This window comes from Cloacibacillus evryensis DSM 19522, assembly GCF_000585335.1.
GTDB classification, from domain to species: domain Bacteria; phylum Synergistota; class Synergistia; order Synergistales; family Synergistaceae; genus Cloacibacillus; species Cloacibacillus evryensis.
The window spans coordinates 1,913,736-1,936,793 of the sequence record NZ_KK073872.1 but is presented as its reverse complement, the minus strand read 5'-3'; the positions used below and the strand labels follow the sequence as shown (position 1 = coordinate 1,936,793).

General features: G+C 55.3%; 22 protein-coding genes, 2 tRNA genes and 1 pseudogene. 24 read left to right on the top strand and 1 reads right to left on the bottom strand.

Annotated elements, in window-relative coordinates; genetic code table 11:
- Positions 1-152 precede the first annotated feature (152 nt).
- The 21 genes from dapF (at position 153) to fucO (ending at position 17,705) form a co-directional block, all read left to right on the top strand.
- On the top strand, positions 153-989 hold the full coding sequence (dapF, locus tag CLOEV_RS08680) for a diaminopimelate epimerase (RefSeq protein ID WP_034445642.1): 837 nt from the start codon (positions 153-155) through the stop codon (positions 987-989).
- A gap of 56 nt (positions 990-1,045) precedes the next feature.
- Entirely contained in the window at positions 1,046-1,561 is a 516-nt protein-coding gene (gene lepB, locus CLOEV_RS08675; RefSeq protein ID WP_008712044.1) for a signal peptidase I, read from the top strand.
- On the top strand, positions 1,562-2,395 hold the full coding sequence (locus CLOEV_RS08670; protein WP_008712042.1) for a YlqF/YawG family GTPase: 834 nt from the start codon (positions 1,562-1,564) through the stop codon (positions 2,393-2,395).
- Between the two features lie 2 nt (positions 2,396-2,397).
- Positions 2,398-2,994: a ribonuclease HII gene (locus CLOEV_RS08665; protein WP_008712040.1), complete on the top strand. Its 597-nt coding sequence runs from the start codon at positions 2,398-2,400 to the stop codon at positions 2,992-2,994.
- Positions 2,975-3,430 carry a YraN family protein gene (locus CLOEV_RS08660; protein WP_245591120.1) on the top strand — a complete coding sequence of 152 codons (456 nt, stop codon included), beginning with the start codon at positions 2,975-2,977 and terminating at the stop codon, positions 3,428-3,430. Before CLOEV_RS08665 ends, CLOEV_RS08660 begins: the two co-directional genes overlap by 20 nt.
- A complete protein-coding gene (locus CLOEV_RS08655) occupies positions 3,427-4,941 on the top strand; it encodes a YifB family Mg chelatase-like AAA ATPase (protein ID WP_034443195.1) in 1,515 nt (504 codons plus the stop codon). The genes CLOEV_RS08660 and CLOEV_RS08655 overlap by 4 nt, the downstream gene beginning before the upstream one ends.
- On the top strand, positions 4,926-6,026 hold the full coding sequence (dprA, locus tag CLOEV_RS08650; protein ID WP_034443193.1) for a DNA-processing protein DprA: 1,101 nt from the start codon (positions 4,926-4,928) through the stop codon (positions 6,024-6,026). The genes CLOEV_RS08655 and dprA overlap by 16 nt, the downstream gene beginning before the upstream one ends.
- Positions 6,027-6,045: 19 nt before the next feature.
- Positions 6,046-8,307, top strand: a complete 2,262-nt coding sequence (topA, locus tag CLOEV_RS08645) for a type I DNA topoisomerase (protein ID WP_034443192.1) — start codon at positions 6,046-6,048, stop codon at positions 8,305-8,307.
- Positions 8,291-9,628 carry a methylenetetrahydrofolate--tRNA-(uracil(54)-C(5))-methyltransferase (FADH(2)-oxidizing) TrmFO gene (gene trmFO, locus CLOEV_RS08640; RefSeq protein WP_034443190.1) on the top strand — a complete coding sequence of 446 codons (1,338 nt, stop codon included), beginning with the start codon at positions 8,291-8,293 and terminating at the stop codon, positions 9,626-9,628. Before topA ends, trmFO begins: the two co-directional genes overlap by 17 nt.
- 175 nt (positions 9,629-9,803) lie before the next feature.
- A complete protein-coding gene (locus CLOEV_RS08635) occupies positions 9,804-10,706 on the top strand; it encodes a tyrosine recombinase XerC (RefSeq protein WP_008712029.1) in 903 nt (300 codons plus the stop codon).
- A 37-nt stretch (positions 10,707-10,743) separates the two neighbouring features.
- Positions 10,744-11,577, top strand: coding sequence for a GTP-sensing pleiotropic transcriptional regulator CodY (codY, locus tag CLOEV_RS08630; RefSeq protein ID WP_008712027.1), 834 nt, complete (start codon positions 10,744-10,746; stop codon positions 11,575-11,577).
- A gap of 28 nt (positions 11,578-11,605) precedes the next feature.
- Positions 11,606-11,968, top strand: coding sequence for a response regulator (locus tag CLOEV_RS08625; RefSeq protein WP_008712025.1), 363 nt, complete (start codon positions 11,606-11,608; stop codon positions 11,966-11,968).
- A gap of 112 nt (positions 11,969-12,080) precedes the next feature.
- Positions 12,081-12,503 carry a S1 RNA-binding domain-containing protein gene (locus CLOEV_RS08620; protein WP_008712024.1) on the top strand — a complete coding sequence of 141 codons (423 nt, stop codon included), beginning with the start codon at positions 12,081-12,083 and terminating at the stop codon, positions 12,501-12,503.
- Position 12,504: 1 nt separating this feature from the next.
- A complete protein-coding gene (locus tag CLOEV_RS08615) occupies positions 12,505-13,137 on the top strand; it encodes a DUF501 domain-containing protein (protein WP_051484998.1) in 633 nt (210 codons plus the stop codon).
- A gap of 159 nt (positions 13,138-13,296) precedes the next feature.
- The gene (locus tag CLOEV_RS08610; RefSeq protein ID WP_008710747.1) at positions 13,297-14,604 is read left to right on the top strand and encodes an ISNCY family transposase; all 1,308 of its coding nucleotides are present in this window, start codon (positions 13,297-13,299) and stop codon (positions 14,602-14,604) included.
- Between the two features lie 87 nt (positions 14,605-14,691).
- Positions 14,692-14,767, top strand: a tRNA-Lys gene (locus CLOEV_RS08605).
- A 7-nt stretch (positions 14,768-14,774) separates the two neighbouring features.
- Positions 14,775-14,850 (top strand) — tRNA-Glu (locus CLOEV_RS08600).
- 87 nt (positions 14,851-14,937) lie between these two features.
- Entirely contained in the window at positions 14,938-15,606 is a 669-nt protein-coding gene (locus CLOEV_RS08595) for a nucleotidyltransferase domain-containing protein (protein WP_034443189.1), read from the top strand.
- Between the two features lie 231 nt (positions 15,607-15,837).
- Complete coding sequence (locus CLOEV_RS08590; protein ID WP_034445636.1) at positions 15,838-16,257, top strand: iron-containing alcohol dehydrogenase; 420 nt, start codon at positions 15,838-15,840, stop codon at positions 16,255-16,257.
- Positions 16,258-16,339: 82 nt separating this feature from the next.
- On the top strand, positions 16,340-16,501 hold the full coding sequence (locus CLOEV_RS16825; protein WP_156938389.1) for a hypothetical protein: 162 nt from the start codon (positions 16,340-16,342) through the stop codon (positions 16,499-16,501).
- Between the two features lie 49 nt (positions 16,502-16,550).
- Positions 16,551-17,705, top strand: coding sequence for a lactaldehyde reductase (gene fucO / locus CLOEV_RS08585; protein ID WP_008712018.1), 1,155 nt, complete (start codon positions 16,551-16,553; stop codon positions 17,703-17,705).
- 30 nt (positions 17,706-17,735) lie between these two features.
- On the opposite strand, the gene CLOEV_RS08580 is transcribed toward fucO, so the two are convergent.
- Positions 17,736-18,659 (bottom strand): DMT family transporter, encoded by a 924-nt coding sequence (locus CLOEV_RS08580; protein ID WP_218915516.1) that lies wholly within the window; start codon positions 18,657-18,659, stop codon positions 17,736-17,738.
- Between the two features lie 306 nt (positions 18,660-18,965).
- Between CLOEV_RS08580 and ahpC the strand changes: the two genes are divergently transcribed.
- The 3 genes and pseudogenes from ahpC to CLOEV_RS16035 all read left to right on the top strand — a co-directional run bounded on the left by ahpC (position 18,966) and on the right by CLOEV_RS16035 (position 22,870).
- Positions 18,966-19,529, top strand: coding sequence for an alkyl hydroperoxide reductase subunit C (gene ahpC / locus CLOEV_RS08575; RefSeq protein WP_034443187.1), 564 nt, complete (start codon positions 18,966-18,968; stop codon positions 19,527-19,529).
- A 582-nt stretch (positions 19,530-20,111) separates the two neighbouring features.
- Positions 20,112-21,901, top strand: a pseudogene (locus CLOEV_RS08570) (IS1634 family transposase).
- Between the two features lie 183 nt (positions 21,902-22,084).
- Entirely contained in the window at positions 22,085-22,870 is a 786-nt protein-coding gene (locus tag CLOEV_RS16035) for a type II secretion system protein (protein ID WP_051484996.1), read from the top strand.
- The last annotated feature ends 188 nt before the right edge of the window (positions 22,871-23,058 follow it).

The following is a 23,058-nucleotide window of genomic DNA, read 5'->3' as shown; positions in this document are numbered from 1 at the left end:
GTGTCCAATATCGGCTCGCCGCGGGCCGTCCAATGATTTCGTTAAACGGTTTGATGCCTCTGCCGGCTCTTTTCTCTTTTTTTCGCCCTCCCTGCCTTTATGTGATAAAATACCGCATGTATGAGTATCCCTATAAGAAGGGCAGACCGGCGATGATAAATTGTTCTAAGATGAATGGGAACGGAAATGATTTTCTTGTCATAGATAACATGTCGCTTGCGCTTGGCGCGGCGGCGCTTGCCGATGCCGCGCGCCTGGCCTGCCGCCGCCGCGAGGCGATCGGCGCGGACGGCATCCTTGCCGCCGAACCGTCGGAGAGCGCCGATTTTAAGATGCGCCTCTTCAACCGCGACGGCTCGGAGGGAGAGATGTGCGGAAACGGCGCGCGCTGTATCGCGCGCTTCGCCTTTGAAAAGGGGATCGTGAAGTCAAATGATATGACCTTCGAGACGCTGGGCGGCAGCGTCCGCGCGGCGGCGCGCGGCGACCGCGTGACGCTCGACCTCGCGCCGGTATCGGTGGCGGAGGCCGTCGTAGACGCCCATGCCGAAGTCGACGGTTTTGAATTCAACTATACTTTTATTACCGTCGGCGTGCCCCACGCGGTGATCTTCGAGAGGGAACGCAGCCGCTCCTTTGCGGACTATGCCCCTATCGGGCGCGCGATACGCAACAGGCTCGACCTCTTCCCTGAGGGGACGAACGTCAATTTCGTGCTCCCGAGCCTTGAGCGCACCGGCGTGCTCGACGTGATTACCTACGAACGGGGCGTGGAGGACATGACGCTTTCCTGCGGCACCGGTTCGACGGCCAGCGCGATCGCGGGGCTGCTGCTGGGTATCACGGGAGAGCGTGTCGAAGTGATAAATCCAGGCGGCGTGAACCGCGTAAGCCTGGAGTTCTCCGGAAGCGACCTGATATCCCCGCGGCTTGAGGGCGGCGCGTTGATGATCGCGGAGATAACGATCCTCCCCGAGGCGCTGCGCTGAATTTGTAATGCAATACGAAAAGGCAATCTGTAATATACTTTGGAGGTAAACATGTAATGGCCAAACCCTGGTGGCGTGAAACTATAGAGACTGTTTTATGGGCGGTGGTGCTCGCTCTGATCCTGCGGACCTTCGTTGTCCAGGCCTTTTGGATTCCGAGCGGTTCGATGATACCGACGCTGGAGATCGGAGACAGGGTGCTGGTGCTGAAGTTCTGGTATCATCTGCCGAAGGTCGAGCCAAAGCGCGGCGACATCGTCGTCTTCAAGTATCCTGTGGACCCGCGGCGCGATTTTGTGAAGCGTATCATCGGACTGCCGGGCGACAAGGTGGAGATGAGGAACGGTACCGTCTATGTGAATGACAATGAACTCTTCGAGCCCTATGTAAAAAATACCGACACTTACAACATGGCTCCCGTCACCGTGCCGCCGGACAGCTATTTTTGCCTCGGCGACAACCGCCCCAACTCGCAGGACGGGCGCTTTTGGGGCTTTGTCCCCGCGAACTTCGTGCGCGGCCCGGCCGTCTTCCGTTACTGGCCGTTGAACCGGATAGGGCTGCTCGACTAGATGCCGCGCACCGTCTGGTATCCGGGGCATATGGCGAAGGGCAGGCGTCAGCTGGAAGCGCTTGCCGCCGACATCGACCTGCTGATAGAGGTACGCGACGCCCGCGCGCCGCGCCTCACCTCCTCGCCGATGCTTTCGCTCTTTGCGCCGAAGATAGAGACGATGGTCGTGCTCTCGAAGGCCGACCTGGCCGACGACAGGATAACGAAGCTATGGGTGGAGCATTTGAGGAGAGAGGGGCTGACCGCTTGGCCCCTCGATCTGCGTAAGGGCGGTATGAGCCGCATAATAAAAAATCTCACCGACAAAAAGCCCGCCTTTCGCGATCTGCGGATGGCGGTCGTCGGCACGCCGAACGTCGGCAAGTCGATGCTGATCAATCAGCTTGTGGGGCGCAAGGCGGCCCCTGTGGGCGGCATCCCCGGCATCACGAAGGGCGTCTCCTGGTTCAAGGGACAGGGCTTCCTGCTTGTGGACTCGCCCGGGATACTTGACCCGCACAGCGACGCGCGCGCGCACCGGCTGATCTCATGGATAGGTTCTTCGCGCGGTCAGGTTATCGGAAACCTGGAAGAACACGCTAAAGACTGTATAAAATTTATGATAGACAAGGGGCTCTGGCGCGGTGTTGAGGCCGCGTGGGGCATAAAGCCGGAGGGCCCTCCGAACGATATTCTGGAAAATATAGGCCGCCGCCTTGGAAAGCTTAAGGCGGGCGGGACCGTTGACATGGAGGCCGCGGGACGCGTCTTTATCGATTCGTTCGCGACCGGCAAACTCGGGCGGATGAGTCTCGAAAAGCCTCAAGACCCGCCGCTGTGGGAGAGCCTGTAGGCGTGGCCGCATTTATCATTGCGGGGACAGACGAGGCGGGGCGCGGTCCTCTTGCGGGACCGGTGGTCGCCGCCGCTGCGGTGCTGACGCCGGAACAGCGGGAACTGCTGCTCGCCGCGGGGCTCCGCGATTCAAAAAAGCTGACGCCTAAGCGCCGGGAGGCGCTTTTTGAAAAGATATGCCGCACCGGCGTGGTCTGGCGGGCGCAGGCCGCCTGTGCCAGGCGCATCGACAGGATAAATATCCTTCAGGCCTCGCTCTGGTGCATGAGGCGTTCCGTTGAAAGGCTGTCGGTCTCGCCGTCGCTCGTGCTTGTTGACGGCAGCATGGCGATACCCGGCCTATCGGTGCCGCAGAAGCCGGTGATCAAGGGAGACGACCGCGTCCCCGCGATCGCCGCCGCCTCGGTGATCGCGAAGGTGCTGCGCGACCGCGTGATGGAGGCCATGGACCGCATATATCCCAGGTACTCCTTCGCCAGCCACAAGGGTTATCCCAGCGCGCTGCACAAGAGCCTGATCGCGGAATACGGGCCGTCACCGATACACAGACTCTCTTTCAGAGGGGTGCTTGCCGACGATGACAAAACGTTCTCTTGAATACGCGCTGAAGAGCGAAGCCGGGTGCGGCGGCGCTCCCGCCGCGAAACGTGCGGCGGCGGAGCCTCCCCGGGCTCCGCATCTCGCCAAGGGGCGCATGGGCGAGGATATCGCGGCCGAATATCTCACCGGACACGGTTTTAAAATACTGGACAGAAATGTAAAGATCGGGCGCTGCGAGGTAGACATCATCGCCAGGGACGGGGACGAACTGGTCTTCGCCGAGGTGCGCACGCGCAGCGAGGGATGGATGATGTCTCCCGCGGAAAGCGTCGGACCAAAGAAGCTCGCCAACCTCCAATATGCCGGACGCGCCTGGACCGAAGGGCGTAATTATGACGGCTTCTGGCGCGTCGACTTGGTCGCCGTGACCCTGGCAGAGGGACGAGAGCCGTTGATAGAACACCTGCGCGATATAACGGAGCCGATAATATGAACAACGTTTCGGGGCTGACGCTGCGCGGAGTGAAGGGCGTCCCTGTCGAAGTCGAGGTCGAGATCACAGGGGGGCTCTTCTCGATATCGGTGGTCGGCCTGGCCGACACCGCCGTCAAAGAGGCGCGCGAGAGGGTGCGCGCCGCGCTTCGCGCCGCCGGCGTCAACATAAGAGGGCGCGTGTCGATAAATCTCGCTCCCGCCGACGTCCCCAAGGAGGGGGCGTTGCTCGATCTGCCGATCGCCGTCGCCATGGCCTCCGCCTCCGGATATATTTCCGTCCCCGCCCCGTCGCTCTTCATCGGCGAGCTGGCGCTCGACGGAAGGCTGCGCGGTGTCAGAGGGGCCGTGCCGGCCGCTTTCTTTGCCAAAGAAAATAATATCGAGCTTTTTATCCCCGCGGATAACGCCGCCGAGGTCTCCCTCGTCGAGGGCGCGCGCGCCTACGCCGTGGAGGATCTGCGCGAGCTTTTCGCGCATCTGCGCGGCGAGAGGCGGCTTGAACCGATAGCCGCCCGTAAAATAGAGGATGTCCCGGCCCCCGCCGATCCCGATTTTGCCGACATCAAGGGGCAGGCCGCCGCTAAACGCGCTCTGGAGATAGCGGCGGCCGGCCATCACAACGTACTGTTCGTCGGCTCCCCCGGTTCGGGAAAGACGCTGCTGGCCCGCGCCCTGAAGGGCATATTGCCGCCGCTTACCGACGCGGAGATGATGGAGGTCGTCCTCCTGCGCAGCACGGCCGGGCTCGGCTTCGAGCTCAGCCGCGAGCGCCCCTTTCGTTCCGTGCACCACACCGCGAGCGCCGTCTCGATCTGCGGCGGCGGCTCCGCGCTACGCCCCGGCGAGATAAGCCTTGCCTCGCGCGGCGTGCTTTTTCTTGATGAATTTCCCGAATTTCAGCGCGACGTGATCGAGGCGCTGCGGCAGCCGCTTGAGGACGGCTCGATCACGGTGAGCCGCGCGGCCGGCAGCGTCGTCTATCCGGCAAAGGTCCTCGTCGTCGCGGCCTGCAATCCATGCCCCTGCGGATTCGCGGGAGACGGAGAGAAGCAGTGCGTCTGCACCCCCGCCTCTCTTGAGCGCTACCGGCGAAAGCTGTCCGGTCCGATCCTGGACAGGATCGACCTGCATGTGGCGGTCCCGCGCCTCACCCCCGAAGAACTCGTTTCACTCGGCGGAGACTGCGGGGAACGCAGCGAGAGGGTGCGCGCGCGCGTCTCCGCGGCGCGTAAGATACAGGCGGAACGCTGGTCGCGCTTTGGTTTTCAATGCAACTCCGAGATACCGGAAAAATTCCTGCGCCGCAACGCCTCTATGAGGCCGGAGGTGCGCTCGTTCATTTTAGAGGCGCTCAAGGGTGTCAAACTCTCCGGCCGCGGCCTTTCGCGCGTGCTGCGCGTGGCGCGGACGATCGCCGACCTTGAGGGCGCGGCGCAGATAGAGGTAAAGCATGTCGCCGAGGCGGTAAGCTACCGCGAAGGGGAGGCCACCGCATGGATGACCGCCTGAAGATGATGCTGCTTCTAAACAGCGTCAACGCCAACGCCGCCGCGCTCGCGAAATTCCTTTTGCGCGGGGCCGAGCCGCGCGAGCTCTGGAATCCGGCAAAAACAGACGTCGCTCAAGAGGTCTTCAGCGAAAAGAGCCTCGCGAAAATACGCGCCGCCAACGACGCCGCCTGGGCGGAGCGCGAGCTTGAGCGCGCCGGTAAGCTTGGCGCGCGGCTGCTGACGGTGGACGACGGCGACTATCCGCAAGAGCTGTTTGACCTTAAAGACGCCCCTCTGGTGCTCTACTGGAAAGGCGGCGCAAAAAAACTGCCCGATAAAAAGAAAATCGGCGTCGTCGGCACCCGCCGCATGAGCCGCTACGGCAGAGAGGTCTCTATGCGTATAGGGGCCGCCTGCGCGAAACATGATATCATACTGATAAGCGGCGGCGCCTGGGGCGTCGACGGCTGTTCGCAGGAGGCCTGCTGCGGCGGCGGAGGGGAGACCTTCGCCGTGCTTGGCACCGGCATCGATCTGGTCTACCCCGCGGCCAATAAAAAACTGTTTGAGCGGATCGCCGAACGCGGCGCGCTGATATCCGAGTTTCCTCTCGGAGCGAACGGCGAGCCGTGGCACTTTCCTCAGCGCAACCGGATAGTCGCCGCGCTCTCGGAAAAGGTCGTGGTGGTGGAGGCCCCGCTCAAAAGCGGATCGATGATCACGGCGCGTCTCGCGCTGGAACTCGGCCGCGAGATATGGGCAGTGCCGGGGCAGATATACGGCGCCAATTCTGAGGGAACGAACCGCCTGATATACGACGGGGCTTACCCATATATCGGCGAGGAGATATTCCTCGACGCCTGCGGCATTGACATTGCCGCCTCGCCGCCGGAAAAGAAAGGCCCGGAAGGCGCGGGGATATCCGGCGAAGAGAAGAGAATTTTCAATTTTCTCGCGGAAAACGGGGCGATGACGATTGACAACCTATCGCTTGCCGTTAAAATGAGCCCCGCTGACCTTTTAAAAAATATTGCACTCTTATCCGCAAAAGGGATTGTTTTTATGTCCGCGCCTGGACGATACAGCGTAAAGGGTAATTTGTAAGAAAGAGGTGTCCGCAACGATGGCTGCAAAAAAAACCGTGGAACAGGAAGAAGCAGCACCCCGTGAGATAAAAAAAAGCGCTAAAAGCGCCTCCGCAAAGAAAGAGACTAAGGCTGAAACTGTGAAAAAGACGGCCAAAACAACAAAGACCGCTAAAACGAGCGCCGGCACGACGGCGAAAAAAAAGGCGCCGGGGACGAAAAGCACGACAAAAACCTCCCGCAGCCAGAAATTTTCTCAGTATGACGGCAAGACGCTGGTGGTGGTCGAGTCTCCCGCGAAGGCCAAGACGCTTGAAAAGATACTCGGCGCGCGCTATAAAGTGCTTGCGAGCGTGGGACATGTGCGAGACCTGCCGAAGGGCCGCCTTGCGATCGACATCGAGCATGACTTCGACCCTGAATATATCCAGGTACGCGGCAAAGCCGACCTGATAAAGACGCTCAAAGGCGCTTCCGCTGTGAGCAAACGCACGCTGCTTGCCTCCGACCCCGACCGCGAGGGAGAGGCGATCGCCTGGCACCTTGCCTCTCTGCTCGACATCGACACGCGGCAGCAGTGCCGCATCAGGATGCACGAGATCACGGAGCATGGCGTGAAGAGCGCCATCGCCGAGCCTGACACGATAAATATGGAGCTCGTCGAGGCCCAGCAGGCGCGCCGCGTGCTCGACCGGCTCGTCGGATATGAACTGAGCCCGCTTCTCTGGTACAAAGTCCAGCGCGGACTCTCCGCCGGACGCGTCCAGTCCGTGGCGCTGCGGATCGTCTGTGAGCGCGAGGAAGAGATCGAACGCTTCATCCCCGAAGAATACTGGCTCATGGACGTCGATGCGAAAAGCCTTGATAAAAAACGGGGCTACAAGCTTCGCGTTGAAAAATATCAAAACAAGCCTCTGACGATAAACAACGAGGAAGAGGCGCTCAAGATAGAGGGCGAGATCCGCGCCGGCAAGCTGACGGTCGACGACTTCAGCACGAAAGAGAGCAAAAAACAGCCGAACCCGCCGTTCAAGACCAGCACTCTGCAGCAGGAGGCCTCCCGCCGCTGCGGCTTCGCGCCTAAGCGCACGATGCGCATCGCGCAGGCGCTCTACGAGGGCATCGAAATACCGGGGCGCGGCCCGACGGGGCTCATCACCTACATGCGCACCGACAGCCTGCGGCTCGCGCCCGAGGCGCTGGAAGCCTCGCGGGCCTTCATCGCGAACAGCTTCGGCGGGGACTACCTGCCCGACAGGCCGAACGAATACATGCCGAAGGGCAAGGCACAGGACGCCCACGAGGCGATACGCGCGACCGACCCCATGCTCACGCCCGAGTCCGTCAAAGATTATCTGACCCCGGAACAGTACAGGCTCTACGAGCTGATATGGAGCCGTTTCATCGCCAGCCAGATGAGGGACGCCGTCGTGGCGCGCACAAACCTGTTATGCTCATCCTCCGGTTATCAGATGAAACAGTCAGGAGTCGTCGTCACTTTTGACGGCTGGGGGCGCGTCTATCCGCTCGGCATCAAGGACGTTACGATGGAGCCCGCGGTGAAGGGCGAGGAGCTCTCGATCGAAAACACAATCAAAGAGCAGAAATTCACGCAGCCGCTGCCGCGTTACACCGAGGCCGGACTTGTCAAGGCGCTCGAAGAAAAGGGCATCGGACGCCCCTCCACGTACGCGACGATAATCGACACTCTTTCGCTGCGCGGCTACGTAGACCGCGGCGAAGAGGATAAGAAGCTGATCCCGACGAAACTGGGGAGGCTTGTCAACAATTTTCTTGTAAGATACTTCTCCTCGATCATCAACGAGGGCTTCACGGCGACGATGGAGAAGGAGCTTGACCAGATCGAATCCGGAGATATCGAGTGGAAGAAGCTGATGGCCGATTTCTGGCGCGGTTTTAAACCGGTCGTCGATGAGGTCTCGGCACATGGCGAAAGCATGAGGCCGGAGCCGGAACTGATCGGCGAAAAATGTCCCGAATGCGGGCACGACCTCATCATAAAACGCGGGCGTTTCGGGGAATTCATCGCCTGCACCGGCTATCCCGAATGCAAATATACGAGAAAGATAGTGAAAACGACCGGCATAAAATGTCCGAAATGCGGCGAGGGCGAACTGATCCGCCGTAAGGCGACGAAGGGCAAGATGAAGGGCCGTTTCTTCTATGGCTGCGAACGTTATCCGGACTGCGACTACGTCTCCTGGAAGAAGCCCGGCAAAGATGGCGCGGCCGGGGAAGAGGGATCGCCGGCAACGGAGACAAATGAAACCGACATGTGATGTGACCGTAGCCGGCGGCGGACTTGCCGGCTCCGAAGCCGCCTGGCAGCTTGCGGAGCGCGGCGTGCGCGTCCGCATCTGCGAAATGCGCCCCCTAAAGATGACCCCCGCGCACGAGACGCCGCTGCTCGGCGAGCTCGTCTGCAGCAATTCCCTCGGCGGCGACAGGCCGACGACCCCGGCCGGCATCCTGAAGGCAGAACTTAAACGTATGGGCAGCCTCATCATGCGCTGCGCGGAGGCGAGCCGCGTACCAGCCGGCAACGCGCTTGCGGTGGACCGGGAGGTCTTCGCGCATCTCATCGACAGCAGCGTCGCTAACCACCCGAATATCGAGCTGGCGCGCGAAGAACTGACGGAGATACCCGAAGAGCCGGCGATAATCGCCACGGGGCCGCTCACAAGCGCGCCGATGGCGCGGGCGCTCGCGGCGCTCACGGGAGAGGATTTCCTTTATTTTTACGACGCGGTCGCGCCGATCGTCGACGTAAGCACCGTTGATATGACTAAAGCCTTTCGCGCCAACCGTTACGGCACGGAGGGGGACTATATAAACTGCCCAATGAACGAAGAAGAGTACGCTGTCTTCTGGAAGGAACTCGTCAATGCCGAGACCGCGCCGCGCCATGATTTTGAGGAAGAGCAGATGCGCCATTTTGACGGCTGCCTGCCGGTAGAGGTCATCGCCAAGCGCGGTGAGAAGACGCTGCTGTTCGGCCCGCTGCGCCCGGTAGGTTTCGAGGCGGCGAACGGCGGCGAAGAGCCCTGCGCCGTCGTACAGCTGCGTCAGGACAACGAGGACGGGACCCTGTTCAACATCGTAGGTTTTCAGACAAACCTGAAATGGGGCGAACAGGAACGCGTGTTCAGGCTCATCCCAGCGCTCAGAGAGGCCGAATTTGTACGCAAGGGCGTGATGCACCGCAACCTCTTCGTCTGCGCTCCGAAGGTGCTTGACCCTTACCTTCGCTTCAACGGGCGCGAGGCGCTCTTTATCGCCGGGCAAGCATCCGGCGTGGAGGGATACATGGAGAGCACGGCGATGGGGCTTGCCGCGGCGATATTCGCATATTTGCGGCTCAGCGGCCGGCCGATGATCGATTTTCCGCCGGAGACCGCTGTCGGCTCCCTTCTGAACTATCTGAGGACGGCGCTGCCGAAGAGCTTCCAGCCGATGAACGTCAACCTTGGCATCTTCCCGCGCCTGCACGGGAAAAAAATACGCAAAAGGACCGAACGCTGCGAGGCTTATGCAGCGCGCTCCCTGGCCGCCGTGGAAAAACTGATCGCGGAAAATAAGGGATTGTTTCCGGATCAATAGAACTCGACCGAGCCGGACCATGCGGCGGCGGAGCCCGCCGCGGCCCGGCTTTTTGGCCGCCTTTGCCCGCCTTCTGCCGTAACGAGTTTGTTAAATCGTACACATTGTACAGTTACTTGCGAATTTTCTTAAAATTCCGCTTGATATTTACAATTTTCCTGTTAAAATACCGTTCATGATGGAAAATATATCTGATAATATCGATGCTTATATTGAGTATTTGACATCACTGGGAAAATCTAAACATACAACGGTAAACTATAAGATAGACCTCTCGCATTTCAAAGGCTATCTTTCCAATCAGGGAATTACCGATGTGCGTGAAATAGATACGCGCGCGATACGGATTTTCTTAAGCAGTATACTTGGAGTAGGCGAGGAAAAGACCACCGCTTCAAGAAGGCTCTCGGCGGTACGCGGTTTTACGGCGTGGCTCTGCTGGCGCGGTTTGATCGCCGAAGACCCTTCGCTGGGGCTGAAGGGCCCCAAGAAGTCCGAGGCGCTGCCGCGCGCTCTTTCATATGAGCAGATCGACAAGCTGCTCACGGAGGGGCCGGAGGAGGGCTCGAAGAGCTTCCGGCGCGACAGGCTCGTGCTTGAGCTGATGTACGGGGCCGGGCTGCGCGTGTCGGAGCTGATCGGGCTCAACTGGAACATGGTGGAGCTTGACGAGCGGATGCTGCGCGTTATGGGCAAGGGCGACAAAGAACGCCTCGTGCCGATCGGCGCGCCGCTGAAGAAGCTGCTGGAAGATTGGCGCGACGTCACCTGCGTTGACGGTGCGGCCCCGGTATTTCTCTCCGCCAAGGGGGCCGAACGCCTTACGGTCCGCACCGTAGACCGTATAGTGCTGCGCGCCGCGGCACGCGTCGGGCTGCACGGAGTGACGCCGCATACGCTGCGCCACAGCTGCGCGACGCACATGCTGGAAAACGGAGCGCCGCTCCACGTCGTGCAGGAGATGCTCGGACACGAGAGCATCGCGTCGACGCAGAGATATCTGCTGATCACATCCGAGCAGATCAAAAAGAGTTATCTGGAGGCACACCCCAGAGCGCTGGAAGACGGAGAATTATAGTCTTTGTATATAGAAAGAAATCAGGGAGGCAATTTTAATGGATACGCCGAAAGAACTTATCGAAAACCGTCCTAAAATAATGAACCAGTCAGCAATGCAGGACTTGCTTGAAAAGACCCGCGTCGTCAGCCGCGTGCTGCAGGCCAGAAAAGACAGGGGCACGCCCGACTACCCGAAACTCGCTAGATTGATGTCCGACCTCTCGGCCGCCAACGTCTACGTGATAAACAGAGAGGGAAGGATACTCGGCTACGCCTGGGTCAGCGAATATGACTGCCCGATAATGGCGGAGATCCTCATAAATGGGGCAATGCCGGCTCCCTATGTCGAAAAGGTGAACCAGTTCCACGAATCGGTCCTCAACCACACAGACCACGGCCTCTGCGCCTATGCCGACCAGCCCTGCGCCTACTCCAACAAGCACGTCCTGATCGTACCGATCAACGGCGCCGGCGATAGGCTGGGCACCCTTATACTCGCCCGCTTCGGCTGCCAGTTCGACACCCGCGACCTCGTACTCGCCGAGTACCTTTCGACGGTCGTCGGCCTTGAGATACTTAACGACCGCGGAAAATCGATAGAAGAGCGCGGACGCGAACGCCTCGTCGTTCAAATGGCGATGCGCGCCCTTTCATACTCCGAGGTGGAATCCGTCCGCCACATCATCGAAGACCTCGGAGGCCCCGAGGGCGTCGTCGTTGCCAGCAAAGTCGCGGACAGAGTCGGAGTTACCAGGAGCGTCATCGTGAACGCGCTGAGAAAACTGGGAAGTGCGGGTATAATAGAGAGCAGAAGCCTTGGAATGAAGGGTACCTACATCAAGGTGCTGAGCCCCCTCTTCCTTGAGGAGCTTGGAATAGCGGCCAGATAATAAGAAAAATAAGAAAGGAGCGGCAAAGATGAAGGCTACAGTGCTGATAGCGGAAGACTCCACACACATGCGTATGATCCTTAAGGACATACTCATAAGAGACGGATACGACGTTGTAGGCGAGGCTGAAAACGGTGAAGAGGCCGTACGGATGTACAATGAGCTCCACCCGGACGTGGTAACGCTCGATATCGCTATGCCGGAGATGGACGGGATCGCGGCGCTCAAAGCGATAAAAAACGAGCACCCGCATGCCAAAGTGGTGATGGTCAGCGCAATGAACCAGCAGAACCAGGTGATAGAGGCGATCAGGGCGGGGGCCTCGGACTTTTTTATCAAGCCGCTCCAATCGGAACGCGTCGCCGAGGCGATAGAAAGAGCGCTGAAATAACTCTTTCGCAATACTTAAATTAAAAAATATGGTACAATTCGCTTCATAGTCTTAAAAGGGCTTGAGAGTATTATTGTCTTTTAAAACAAATTTTGGAGGTCAGAAACCACAGATGGCAGAGAAGGCGGCTGCAGCAGCACCGGCGGTAAGCGTGGGAGAAACAGTAAGCGGCACGGTAGAACATGTCGCTCCATACGGGGCCTTTGTAAGACTTGAATCAGGGCAGAAGGCCATGGTACATATCTCAGAGCTCTCCCACAACTATGTGAAGAAAGTAGAAGATGTTCTCGAACAGGGTAAAAAAATCACAGCAAAGGTCATAAAGATCGACGATAAAGGCCGTATCGATTTGTCGATCAAGGCTCTGCAGGTAAAAGAGGTCCGCCCGCCGGTACATCGTGAAGAGGATTTTGAAAAGAAGCTGACGAACTTTCTCAAATTCAGCGACGAAAAGATAGCTGACCTGAACAGCAAATGCAAAGACCCCCGCGGAACGAAACGCCGCGCAGGCGGCGGGACTTCCGGAAAGAAGTAACGTGACAGGTCATACAATAAAAGAGACTGGGCCGGAAGAGTACGCTCTTCCGGCCTTTTGGACGGACCTGCGGGAGGAGGACCTCCCCATACTGTGCGAGCAGACGAAGGGCAGGAAATTTGACACCTCCGCCGTGCTGGCGGTGGCGCGGCGCTGCCGCCATGGTTTTCCGCAGGTCGTCGTCTCATCGCCTATCTCGTCGTCGGGGATGCCATTTCCGACCGTTTTCTGGCTAACATGCCCGTTTCTTGACCATCGCTGCGGTGAACTTGAGTCGGAGCAGCGGATTGCGGAGCTGGAAGAGCTCTTCGGCGCGATGCCTGAGGCGGTGGCAAAGATGCACCTGGATTACGCGAAGCTGCGCCTGTCGCTTGCCGGCGGAGAAGCAGCCCCCGCGTTCTCCGGCATGAGCGTCGGGATGCGGCGTTCGCTTGCCGAACTCGGCGTGGGCGGCATAAACTGGCGGGACGCGCCGCGGGCGGTAAAGTGCCTCCATCTGCAAACCGCCACGTGGCTTGGCATGGGCGGCCATCCCGCCGGGGAATGGCTTGCGGAAAAGATCGGTGCGCAGGACTGCGCCGCCGGGCGCTGCGCAAAGGCGCTGACGCTGCTCAAGGCAGGGCGGGAAGCCTAGGCAGGCCTTACGGCACAGCCGGAGTGCCGCGCTCTGCTGCGGCGTCCGTCTGATGATTCACGGCGGGGTCGTCAAAATAAGTATATGTTATTGCTCAGAGATAAAGTCACTCCATAACAGATCTGAGAAAATGTCACTATGAGCCAGGAGCTAGTGACAATGACGAAGAAGGAAGTAAGGCGCGTTGAGGTGTTGAGTATCGCATTATCAGGAGGATTGACTAACAAAGATGCGTCGGAGCTGCTCGGTGTTTGCGTCAGGCAGTTTATCAGAATCAAGAAGAAGTTTTTACAGGAAGGAGCACAAGGGTTGGTTCACGGTAATCGTGGTAGGAATCCCGTCCATGCGATTACCGATGAGGTCAGAGGGGAGGTAGTGAGTCTTTTTAAGGAAAGGTATTATGACTTTAATATCTCTCATTTTACCGAACATCTTAATGAAAGGGAATGTATCAGTATCAGCCGGTCGTCGGTGTCTCGTATTCTGAAGTTGGAGGGAATAAGGAGTAAGAGGTCGGTAAATAAAAAGCCCAAAGCACATCGTCCGAGGCAAAGGAAGGAATCGTCCGGCATGTTATGGCAGACAGACGCGAGCAGCCATAAGTGGTTTGGCAAAGATGGAGATAGTGCAACCCTGCATGCTTTTATGGACGATGCCGCAGGTATTGTTACCGGTGCATTCTTCATAGAGAGTGAATGTTTTGTCGGATATGCGGAGGCTATAAAGATGGGTATAAGGGATTATGGACTGCCCCTTTATATTTACAGCGACAGGCACACGATATTCAAGTCTCCTAAGGAGCTGACCCTCGAAGACGAATTGAAAGGCGTATCAATTCACCTGTCGAATTTTGGCCATGCACTGAATGATTTAGGCATAAAGCAGATATTTGCCAATACGCCCCAGGCTAAAGGACGTATAGAACGGCTGTGGAATACTTTTCAGGACAGGCTTGCGGCGGAACTCAGGCTCAATGGAATCAGGAACATTGAAGAGGCTAATAGCTTCCTCCCACTCTTTCTGGATGATTACAACGCCAGATTTTCCGTTGAACCAAAAGTAGAAAACTCTGTGTATCTCAAATTCGACAAGAGAATTGATCTGGATCTGGTCTTTGTTCTGCGCTGTGAAAGAAAGATAGGCGGCGGAAACACTATATCTTACAACAGTCGGATATATATTCCGGTTGACGGCAGTATATACATGACTCCAGGAAGCACCGTTGAAGTTAGACAGACCGTTAAAGGAGAGATATACATCATGCGTAACGACAGGGCTATATTGATGAAACAGGTGGAGATGCCGAAAAAAGCGACCCATAGTGATTCAAAGAAAAAAGCAGGTGTTGTGTCACCACACAAACCTGCTTCAGACCACCCCTGGCGGGGCAGATCTACAAATGTGACTACCAAGGATGATACCATAATTCAAAGGAATAGTGACATTTTCTTTGACCATTTGGGGTGACTTTTTCTCTGGCTATTGACATCGTCAAAATAAGTATATTGACAAAATCCTAAAATGCTGTAAAATATCTCCTCGTGATACTTGAGTGAGCCGTTAGCTCAGTTGGCAGAGCACCGGACTTTTAATCCGGGTGTCCCGGGTTCAAGTCCCGGACGGCTCACCATTTTGACGGTCCCATCGTCTAGAGGTCTAGGACATCGCCCTTTCACGGCGACGGCAGGGGTTCGAATCCCCTTGGGACTGCCATTTTTCAAACATAACGCAGTTGCCTCAAGGCGACTGCGTTTTTTGTAAGCTGATGAATATTCAATGCAAGGGTGAGGAGACGGCCGTATGCAGATCGATATAAAGCGCTGGAGCGCGGAACTGACGGATAAACTGCTCGGCGTCTACGGAGGGGGGCTTCTCTTCGTGGGGCTTCAGGGCAGCTACGGACGTGAAGAAGCTACTCAGAGCAGCGACATCGACGTCGTTGTGATACTTAAGGCTCTTACGGTCGCGGGCCTTGACAGATACCGCGCGGTAATAGCGGAGATGCCGTACGGCGAGCGCGCCTGCGGTTTTATCTCAGGCGAAAGGGAACTGTTGTCATGGACCCCCTCTGAACTGTTCCTTCTCTATTTTGACACGGTGCCGCTGTACGGTTCCCTCGGGTTTCTCAGCAGGCTCTTCGACGAGGGAGCGGCGGCCAAAGCGGTGCGCGACGGGGCCTGCTCCATATATCACGGCTGCTGTCATAATTACCTGTACGAAAAGAGCGAGGATACCCTCGAAGCTCTCTGCAAATCGGCCTTTTTTGTGCTCCGCGCGAAGTATTTCTGTGAGAGCGGCCTTTATGTAAAAAAGATGACGGAATTAGCCGGTTTGCTTTGCGGCGGCGACCGCGCCGTGCTTGACTTATGGGCCTCCCTGCGCCATGACGGGCAAGGCGCCGTTGACTTCAGGGCTGCTTCGGAGAGGCTGATCTCCTGGAGCTCGGAAGTTATCTCCGAATACTCCTGATCCGCGGCGTGCGCCGCCCCCAGTAAAATCATCCTCGCTGACCGCTTCGCCAACCGATGCCGGCCACGGCTCATCTTTCGCAATATTTACCGCAAAACAAAATAATACTGTAATTTTTTGCCATAATTTGGACAGACAATAACCAGAAAAATTATTTCGATCTGTCTATAGTGAAAGTAACCGTAATTATCGCTGCGGTTTATAAACTTTCATCGTACAAGGAGAATGGTTATGCATAAATTTTGTTTGGGACCAACGGTGTATATGGGGGCGTCGTCTTTGGAAGAGGTGCTCTCCGGAACCAAAAAGGCGTTTATCGTTACGGATAAATTTATGCACGAAAGTGGTAAAGTATCCTATGTAAGCGATTTTTTTGATAAAATAGGAGCGGAATATGTGATATTTTCCGACGTCAGCCCTGACCCGGACGTGGATACTGTCGCCGAAGGAATAAAAAGGCTGGCAGCCTTTGACGCCGACACGATCGTCGCCTTTGGCGGAGGGTCTGCGATAGACGCCGCGAAGTCGATCTCTCACATTTCCGGCGGCGTCATTGACAATAAGGCTGTGTTTGTTGTGATCCCCACCACAAGCGGCACCGGTTCCGAGGTAAGCCGTTATGCGGTTATCACTGACAGAGAAAAAATATGAGGTACCCGCTGGCCGTCTGAGACGAGGCCGCGCAGGGGACCGCGCCGGGTGTCCCGAATTAGCATCTAAGGGAGGCTGCCAAATGGATGGGATAAGAGACATCAGGAATATCATCAGGATAGAGGTCCTTCAAAGTATCCAGGATGAATTTGCCGAGGCTACCGGCATATCTTCTACCTTAAAGAACCCGGCGACGAACTTCCGTGGGAGAGCGAAGAAGAGGCCGAAAGGCCGCGAGCGGTAATTTTCAATAAATACGGAGATATGAAAAACTAAAAAAGGAGAGATGTAAAATGGCAAACCGCATGGTATGGAACGGAACGGCGTATTTCGGCGCCGGAGCGATCAAAAGCATCCCCGAAGAGGCCGCGCGCCGCGGATTTAAAAAGGCCCTCATCGTGACGGACAAGGACCTGATAAAATTCGGCGTGGCGAAGAGAGTGTTTGACGTCCTCGAAGAGGCGGGACTTGCCTATGAGGTATTTGACAGCCTCAAACAGAACCCGACGATCAAGAACGTGCAGGACTGCGTTGCGGCCTTCAAAGCGGCCGGAGCTGACTACATGATCGCCATTGGCGGCGGCTCCTCGATGGACACCGCAAAGGGGGCCGGCATCATCATCAACAACCCCGAATACGCCGACGTCCGCTCGCTCGAGGGCGTAGCGCCGACAAAACATCCAGCGGTGCCGACATTCGCGGTGCCGACGACGGCTGGCACCGCCGCCGAGACGACTATCAACTACGTCATCACCGACGAAGAGAAGCGGCGCAAATTCGTCTGCGTAGACCCGCACGACATCCCGCAGATCGCGATCGTTGACTCCGACATGATGAGCTCGATGCCGAAGGGCCTTGCCGCCGCGACGGGCATGGACGCCCTCACACACGCGATAGAGGGATATGTCACCCCTGGCGCCTGGGAGCTTTCGGACATGTTCAGCCTCAAGTCGATCCAGCTTATCGCCGACAACCTCCGCGCCGCCGTCAACGACGGCTGCCCGCAGGCGCGTGAAAAAATGTCGCTCGGCCAGTACGTGACCGGCATGGCCTATTCCAATGTCGGACTCGGACTCGTACACGGCATGGCCCACCCGCTCGGCGCTTTCTACGACATGCCTCACGGAGTGGCGAACGCCCTGCTGCTGCCCTACGTCATGGAATACAACGCCGATTATACCGGAGAGAAATACCGTGAGATCGCGAAAATATTCGGTGTTGAAGGCGCGGAAAAGATGAGCCCCGCCGAATATCGCAAGGCCGCCGTCGACGCCGTCCGCCGGCTCGCGCTGGATGTCAAAATCCCGCAGAAGCTATCAGAACTTAACGTGAAGGAAGCCGACCTCGAGGCGCTTACGGAATCGGCCTTTGCCGACGTCTGCACCCCGGGCAACCCGCGCAAGGCGACGAAGGAAGATATACTCGCCCTCTACAAACAGGCGTTTTAAGCGATCGCCGAACATAACGACAGCGGGCCGTCAGAAAATTTTTGACGGCCCGCTGTCCGGTATCTTCGCCGCCTTATTGGCGGTAAATGCCTCTGCTGCTATACAGATAATTATCATGGCGGCGCCGGCCATTCCGTAAAAATTGAGCCTTTCGCCGAGCAGCAGCCACGAGGCGGCGGTCGTCATAATCGGCTGCGTGGCCTGCAGCAGCGCGACCGCGGCGGCGGATAGGCGGCGCAGCGCGAGGTTTTGCAGCATAAAGCCGAGACAACTGCAAGTGACCGCCAGATATATAATGACCGCCCACGCCGCGGGCTGAACGATGGCGAGGGAGGTATTTCGTTCAAATAAAAGGGCCCCCGCGAAGCTCAACAATGCGGTTATCGTTATCTGTACCAGCGTGATCGAGGCGGCGTCGATATTTGTGAGAGAGCGTTCGCTGTATGCCAATGAAGCGGCCCAACAGACCGTGGAGAGCAGCGCGATCAGATCTCCGGTGTTGAGCTGAAATCCGTTCCCGCCGCAGCAGAGCAGGTATATGCCGGCGAGCGATCCCAACTGCGCCGGCAGATGCCGGATGTCATAGCGGCGTTTTAAGATCGGTACGGCCATTATCGGCGCGATCACCACCGGCAGCGACATGATGAAACCTACGTTGGTGGCGCTGGTCATGCCGAGCGCGATATTATTGAGAATAAAAACCAGCGTGACGCTGACCCCGGCGGGAAGATAGCTCATGACCATTACGCCGCGCAGCCGCAGGCAGACGTTTTTACCGAAGAGGACGGCAAAAAGTACAAAAGCCAGCGAGAAACGCAGCGTAAGGCACCACAGCGGCGTTATGCTTTCGTAGGCGATCTTCGTCAGCGGATTGCCGAAGCCATAGATGACGCTCTGCAGCAATATAAACGAAACGGACAGTGCTTGATCGTTGTGCGCCGCGCTCCGCGTCACCGCCACCTCCCGGTCGATACAGCGTTCGTACATGTGAAAAACAAGACGATTATCAGTTTATCGCAAGCGGGAGCAAAAGTACAACACTAAATATAGGACGGCGGGGCAAACGCATCGACAGATATGGCCCGTCTGCGGCAGTGCCTGCTTCGGCGTCACCTGTAACGGTCCAGGGAATATACGTTTGCCGCGCAATTGAAAATATAAAAAATAATCATTTTAAGTTATTGACAAATCCATCCAATGGTGATAAATTTAATCCAGTTAGCTATAGCTAACATAATTAAAAATCAGGAGGATCTGAAGATGTCTCTTATCGGAAAAAAAGTCAGTGATTTTACAGTGAACGCCTACCATGATTTTGAGTTTAAAACCATATCGAAGGCCGACATCCTCGGCAAATGGTCCGTTTTCTTCTTCTACCCGGCGGATTTTACCTTTGTCTGCCCGACGGAACTTAAGGACCTCGCCGACAAATATGACGAACTTCAAGAGATCGGCTGCGAAGTTTACTCCGTCTCCTGCGACACCCACTTTGTCCACAAAGCCTGGCAGGACGCTTCGGAGACTATCAAGGCGATAAAATTCCCGATGCTTGCCGACCCGACGGGAGCGCTGGCGAGAGATTTTGACGTAATGATCGAAGATAAGGGCCTTGCCGAACGCGGAACCTTCATCGTAAACCCCGAGGGCGAGATCTGCGCCTATGAGGTCAACGCGGGCAACGTGGGGCGCAACGCCGACGAACTCTTCCGGAAGGTGCAGGCCCTGCAGTTTGTCGCCAAGTACGGCGACAGAGTCTGCCCCGCGAAGTGGACCCCCGGCAAGGATACGCTGAAGCCGGGGCTGGACCTTGTAGGAAAGATCTAGGTAAATCGGCGTTTATAAAAATCGGCGCGAATAAGCACCGTATGCGTCATAAGCCGGCCCCTGAGTGTCCTCGCCGTATGGAGAATACGGCTCCGGTACTCAGAGACCGGCTTATTTAGCCTACGGCACTTCTTCGCGCCGATTTTTTTGTTATTATGCAAAACGGCTATTGTTGATTTCCTTTGGGAGAGGAGAAAGATAAACTGTGATTTATCTTGTCATGCCGGGCTTGACCCGGTATCCAACGGCTTCAGGTTTGCTTGTAAAGCAAAACCAACGCCCCTTGACTCCGGCTCGGAGGCCGGAGCGACGGAAGAGCATAACACAAAACCGCAATTCATTTCCTATTTTGCTGTTGACGCGTTTGCCTGTGTGTGGTAAATGAGGGCGCGGCGTGTTATAACCCGACTTTTACAGAAAATCTAGAAGTCCACAAATCGACCCATCAATAAACCCAGTCCCGGAGCGGAAAATTACAATTCTGTTTCGGGTTTTCTTTATTCTATTTACGTTATGCTATTGTTGTGCTATACTATATTTGTATTGTTCTTCATTCTTTTTCTGGAGAAGAGGCGATTTGTCATGATCCGCAAGGACAGCAGAGTATATAAGAGCGGCGCAGTCAAAACTCAGGTTCGCGTGGTCGAGGGCTACAGACCTGGGCCAGGATGTCCTCCAAAGCAGCGTACTCTAAAGAATTTTGGCTATTTGGAGGATCAGGAGGATCCTGTGGCTTTTATGGCTATGGTTCGCGAGTATGACGAAAACTGCAAGAATGAGCCGGTGACACGGCTTGAGGTTCCTTCTACGCTTAAGATGTATTCACTGTCCAACCGCGTAAGGAATTATGGCTGCAGGTTCCTCGAGGCACTATATAACAGTCTTGAGATTGACGGCTTTATTGAACGGTATGCTGCATACTCTGGATATAAGGGCAATATTCCTTTGGCTGAGATATTTAAGTTTTTGTGTTGACTCGCATTTTGGCTCCTGATTCCAAAAGGGGAAGCTGTCAGATGAAGGAGGAATTCTACGGCCTGTCATGCGATTTTTCTTTGCAGGACGCATACCGAGCTCTCGACGTGTTCGGAGATATGTCGCAGGATCTCCAACTTTGGCTGAATAATGAGGTGAAGCGCAGCATAGGGCGCGATATGTCTTATGCCTTTTATGATGTTACCAATTTCTTTTTCGATATAGATTTCCCTGACGATGAAGGAGGATACCGCAGGCGCGGGGTTTCTAAGGAACATAGGGTGGATCCTATAATCCAGATGGGGCTATTTCTTGATGAGAAGGGTCTGCCTGCATGTATGTCTTTGTTTCCGGGGAATAGGAGCGACTGTATGACGCTTAAGCCTGTGATGGCAGAGGTGCGCGGGAACTATGGTCTGAAGAGGCTTGTCGTTGTCGCAGATAAGGGATTGAACACTTCAAAGAATATCGACATGATCTGCAATAACGGCGACGGTTATGTCGTGTCTCAGGTGCTGCGCGGCAAGAAGGGCAGCCGCTACCATGAAGCGATGTTCGATGACGGCGGATATATACAGAATGCAGACGGCAGTTACCGTTACAAACTCTTTACAGAGGAGTACACAGGCAAGGACAACGACGGACACTCAGTTGAAAGATGCCGCAAGGTTCTTATTTACTGGAGTCGGGCAGATGCAGAAATGGCTCGCCGCAAGCGTGTGGAAAAATTGCTGCGTGCTGAGAACGCAACAAAAAATAACGCTTATTCTATTCAGCACGGATGCCTCGAATATACAAAAGAAGAGATTCGCGACGGTCACGACGGGCATATAGTAAAAAACGTCAGAAAGAGACTCAAACTGGACGAAGAAAAGGCCGAGGCAGATTCCCGTTTCGACGGTTATTTCTGCATCATCACAAGCGAGATGGAATATGATGCCTCAAAGATACGCGAGGTCTACGGCGGTCTTTGGCGCATCGAGCAGTCTTTTAGGGTAATGAAGTCAGGTCTCGAAGCAAGGCCAGTCTTTGTAAGCACGCAGAAGCATATCCTGGCTCATTTCACTATCTGTTTTACAGCTCTGCTGATAGTGAGGCTGCTGCAGCTAAAAATGGGGGAAGACGCCATCTCCGCCGAACGAATAGCGGCGGCACTTGGAGCGGCGAATTGCCAGGTCCTGCGCGGAGGCATTGTGCATCTTCTGGATGTAGGCGGCAGCATGGCGTTTAAAAAGCGTATAGGGCGCAATGGTAAACAGGTCGACACACTTGCTTTTTCCTGCGAAGACGAGATTGCGCTTGATTATGCCAAGATACAAAAGGCATTTTGCGTTGATTTCTACGATGCTTATCCAAAGCAGGAAGTCTTTAACAGATTTCTTAAGGGGATAAAATAGCATAACAGAGCCTTTTGCTCAGATAAGAGAAAAATATCGGTTGTAGCAACGGCTCGGATGGTTTTGACTCTGGTGTGATGTAAAAGTCGGGCTGTGTGTGGTAAATGAGGGCGCGGCGTGTTATAATCACTATAGAATAGGGGTTATAATGTTCGTGATTTTTGTAAAAGGGGAGTGATAAATATGCGCAAGGATGCGAGAAAAGCCTTCACTCTTGTGGAAATGTTGATAGTGATAATCGTGATCGGAATACTGGCCGGTCTGATGATGATCTCCAGCGGCAGCGCGACGGATAAGGCGGAGGAGACGAGATGCGTCGCCGACCGGCGGTCGATACGTTCCGCGCTGAACATATACAGGGCGGAGCATGGCGCTATCACATCCGCCGACATTAAGACAGCGTTGGAATATGTACTGAAGAACAACTTTGACAACACCCGCGGAAAGGTTGAAGACAATAATACTGTGACTGGAATATGCCCGGCTAAGGGCAGATATACTGCTACTGTCAGTGATGACAGGATAACAATGACTTGTTCGGTACATGACGATATTGGCTTGAACGAAGCCAGTGTATTTGATTTTTCAAAAAAGCTTGTACTTAATGCCACTGCTGAGTACTTTATCAACGAAAAGAATAAAGATAAAATTAAGTTTGCGCTAAACTCCGAAGGCGTAAATTATGGACAGTCTATAACACAAGATTTGTCTGCCGTGTTGGGAATAGACATGTCACAATATTTATGGCGCATTTATGTTAATAAAGAGAAAAAAACATATGAAATTTATTGGACTGCGAAAACTACAAAAACAACAAATGTGACGGCCTATAAAGTGACCTACAATTATGAAAATAAATCTTTTAGTAACGTTGCAACAGGTACGGTCTCCATTGGCACAGAAACTGAAAAAGACAAAGATGACAATGAGCATACATATAAAATAATCGATGGTAACTCTTTTAAATAACCTATAAAACTCCATTTTTGTAATATTTTGGTCTGGAGTAAACTGCCCGCCTTTTCGGCGGGCATCATTTTTCTTTTTACCGGGGTATATAATCCGCTTAGGTTTATATATTTATTGTTTAATTTTATTGATAATCTATATTTTGTACATTGTATTTCATATTAAGCATAAAAAATCCCAAAATATCC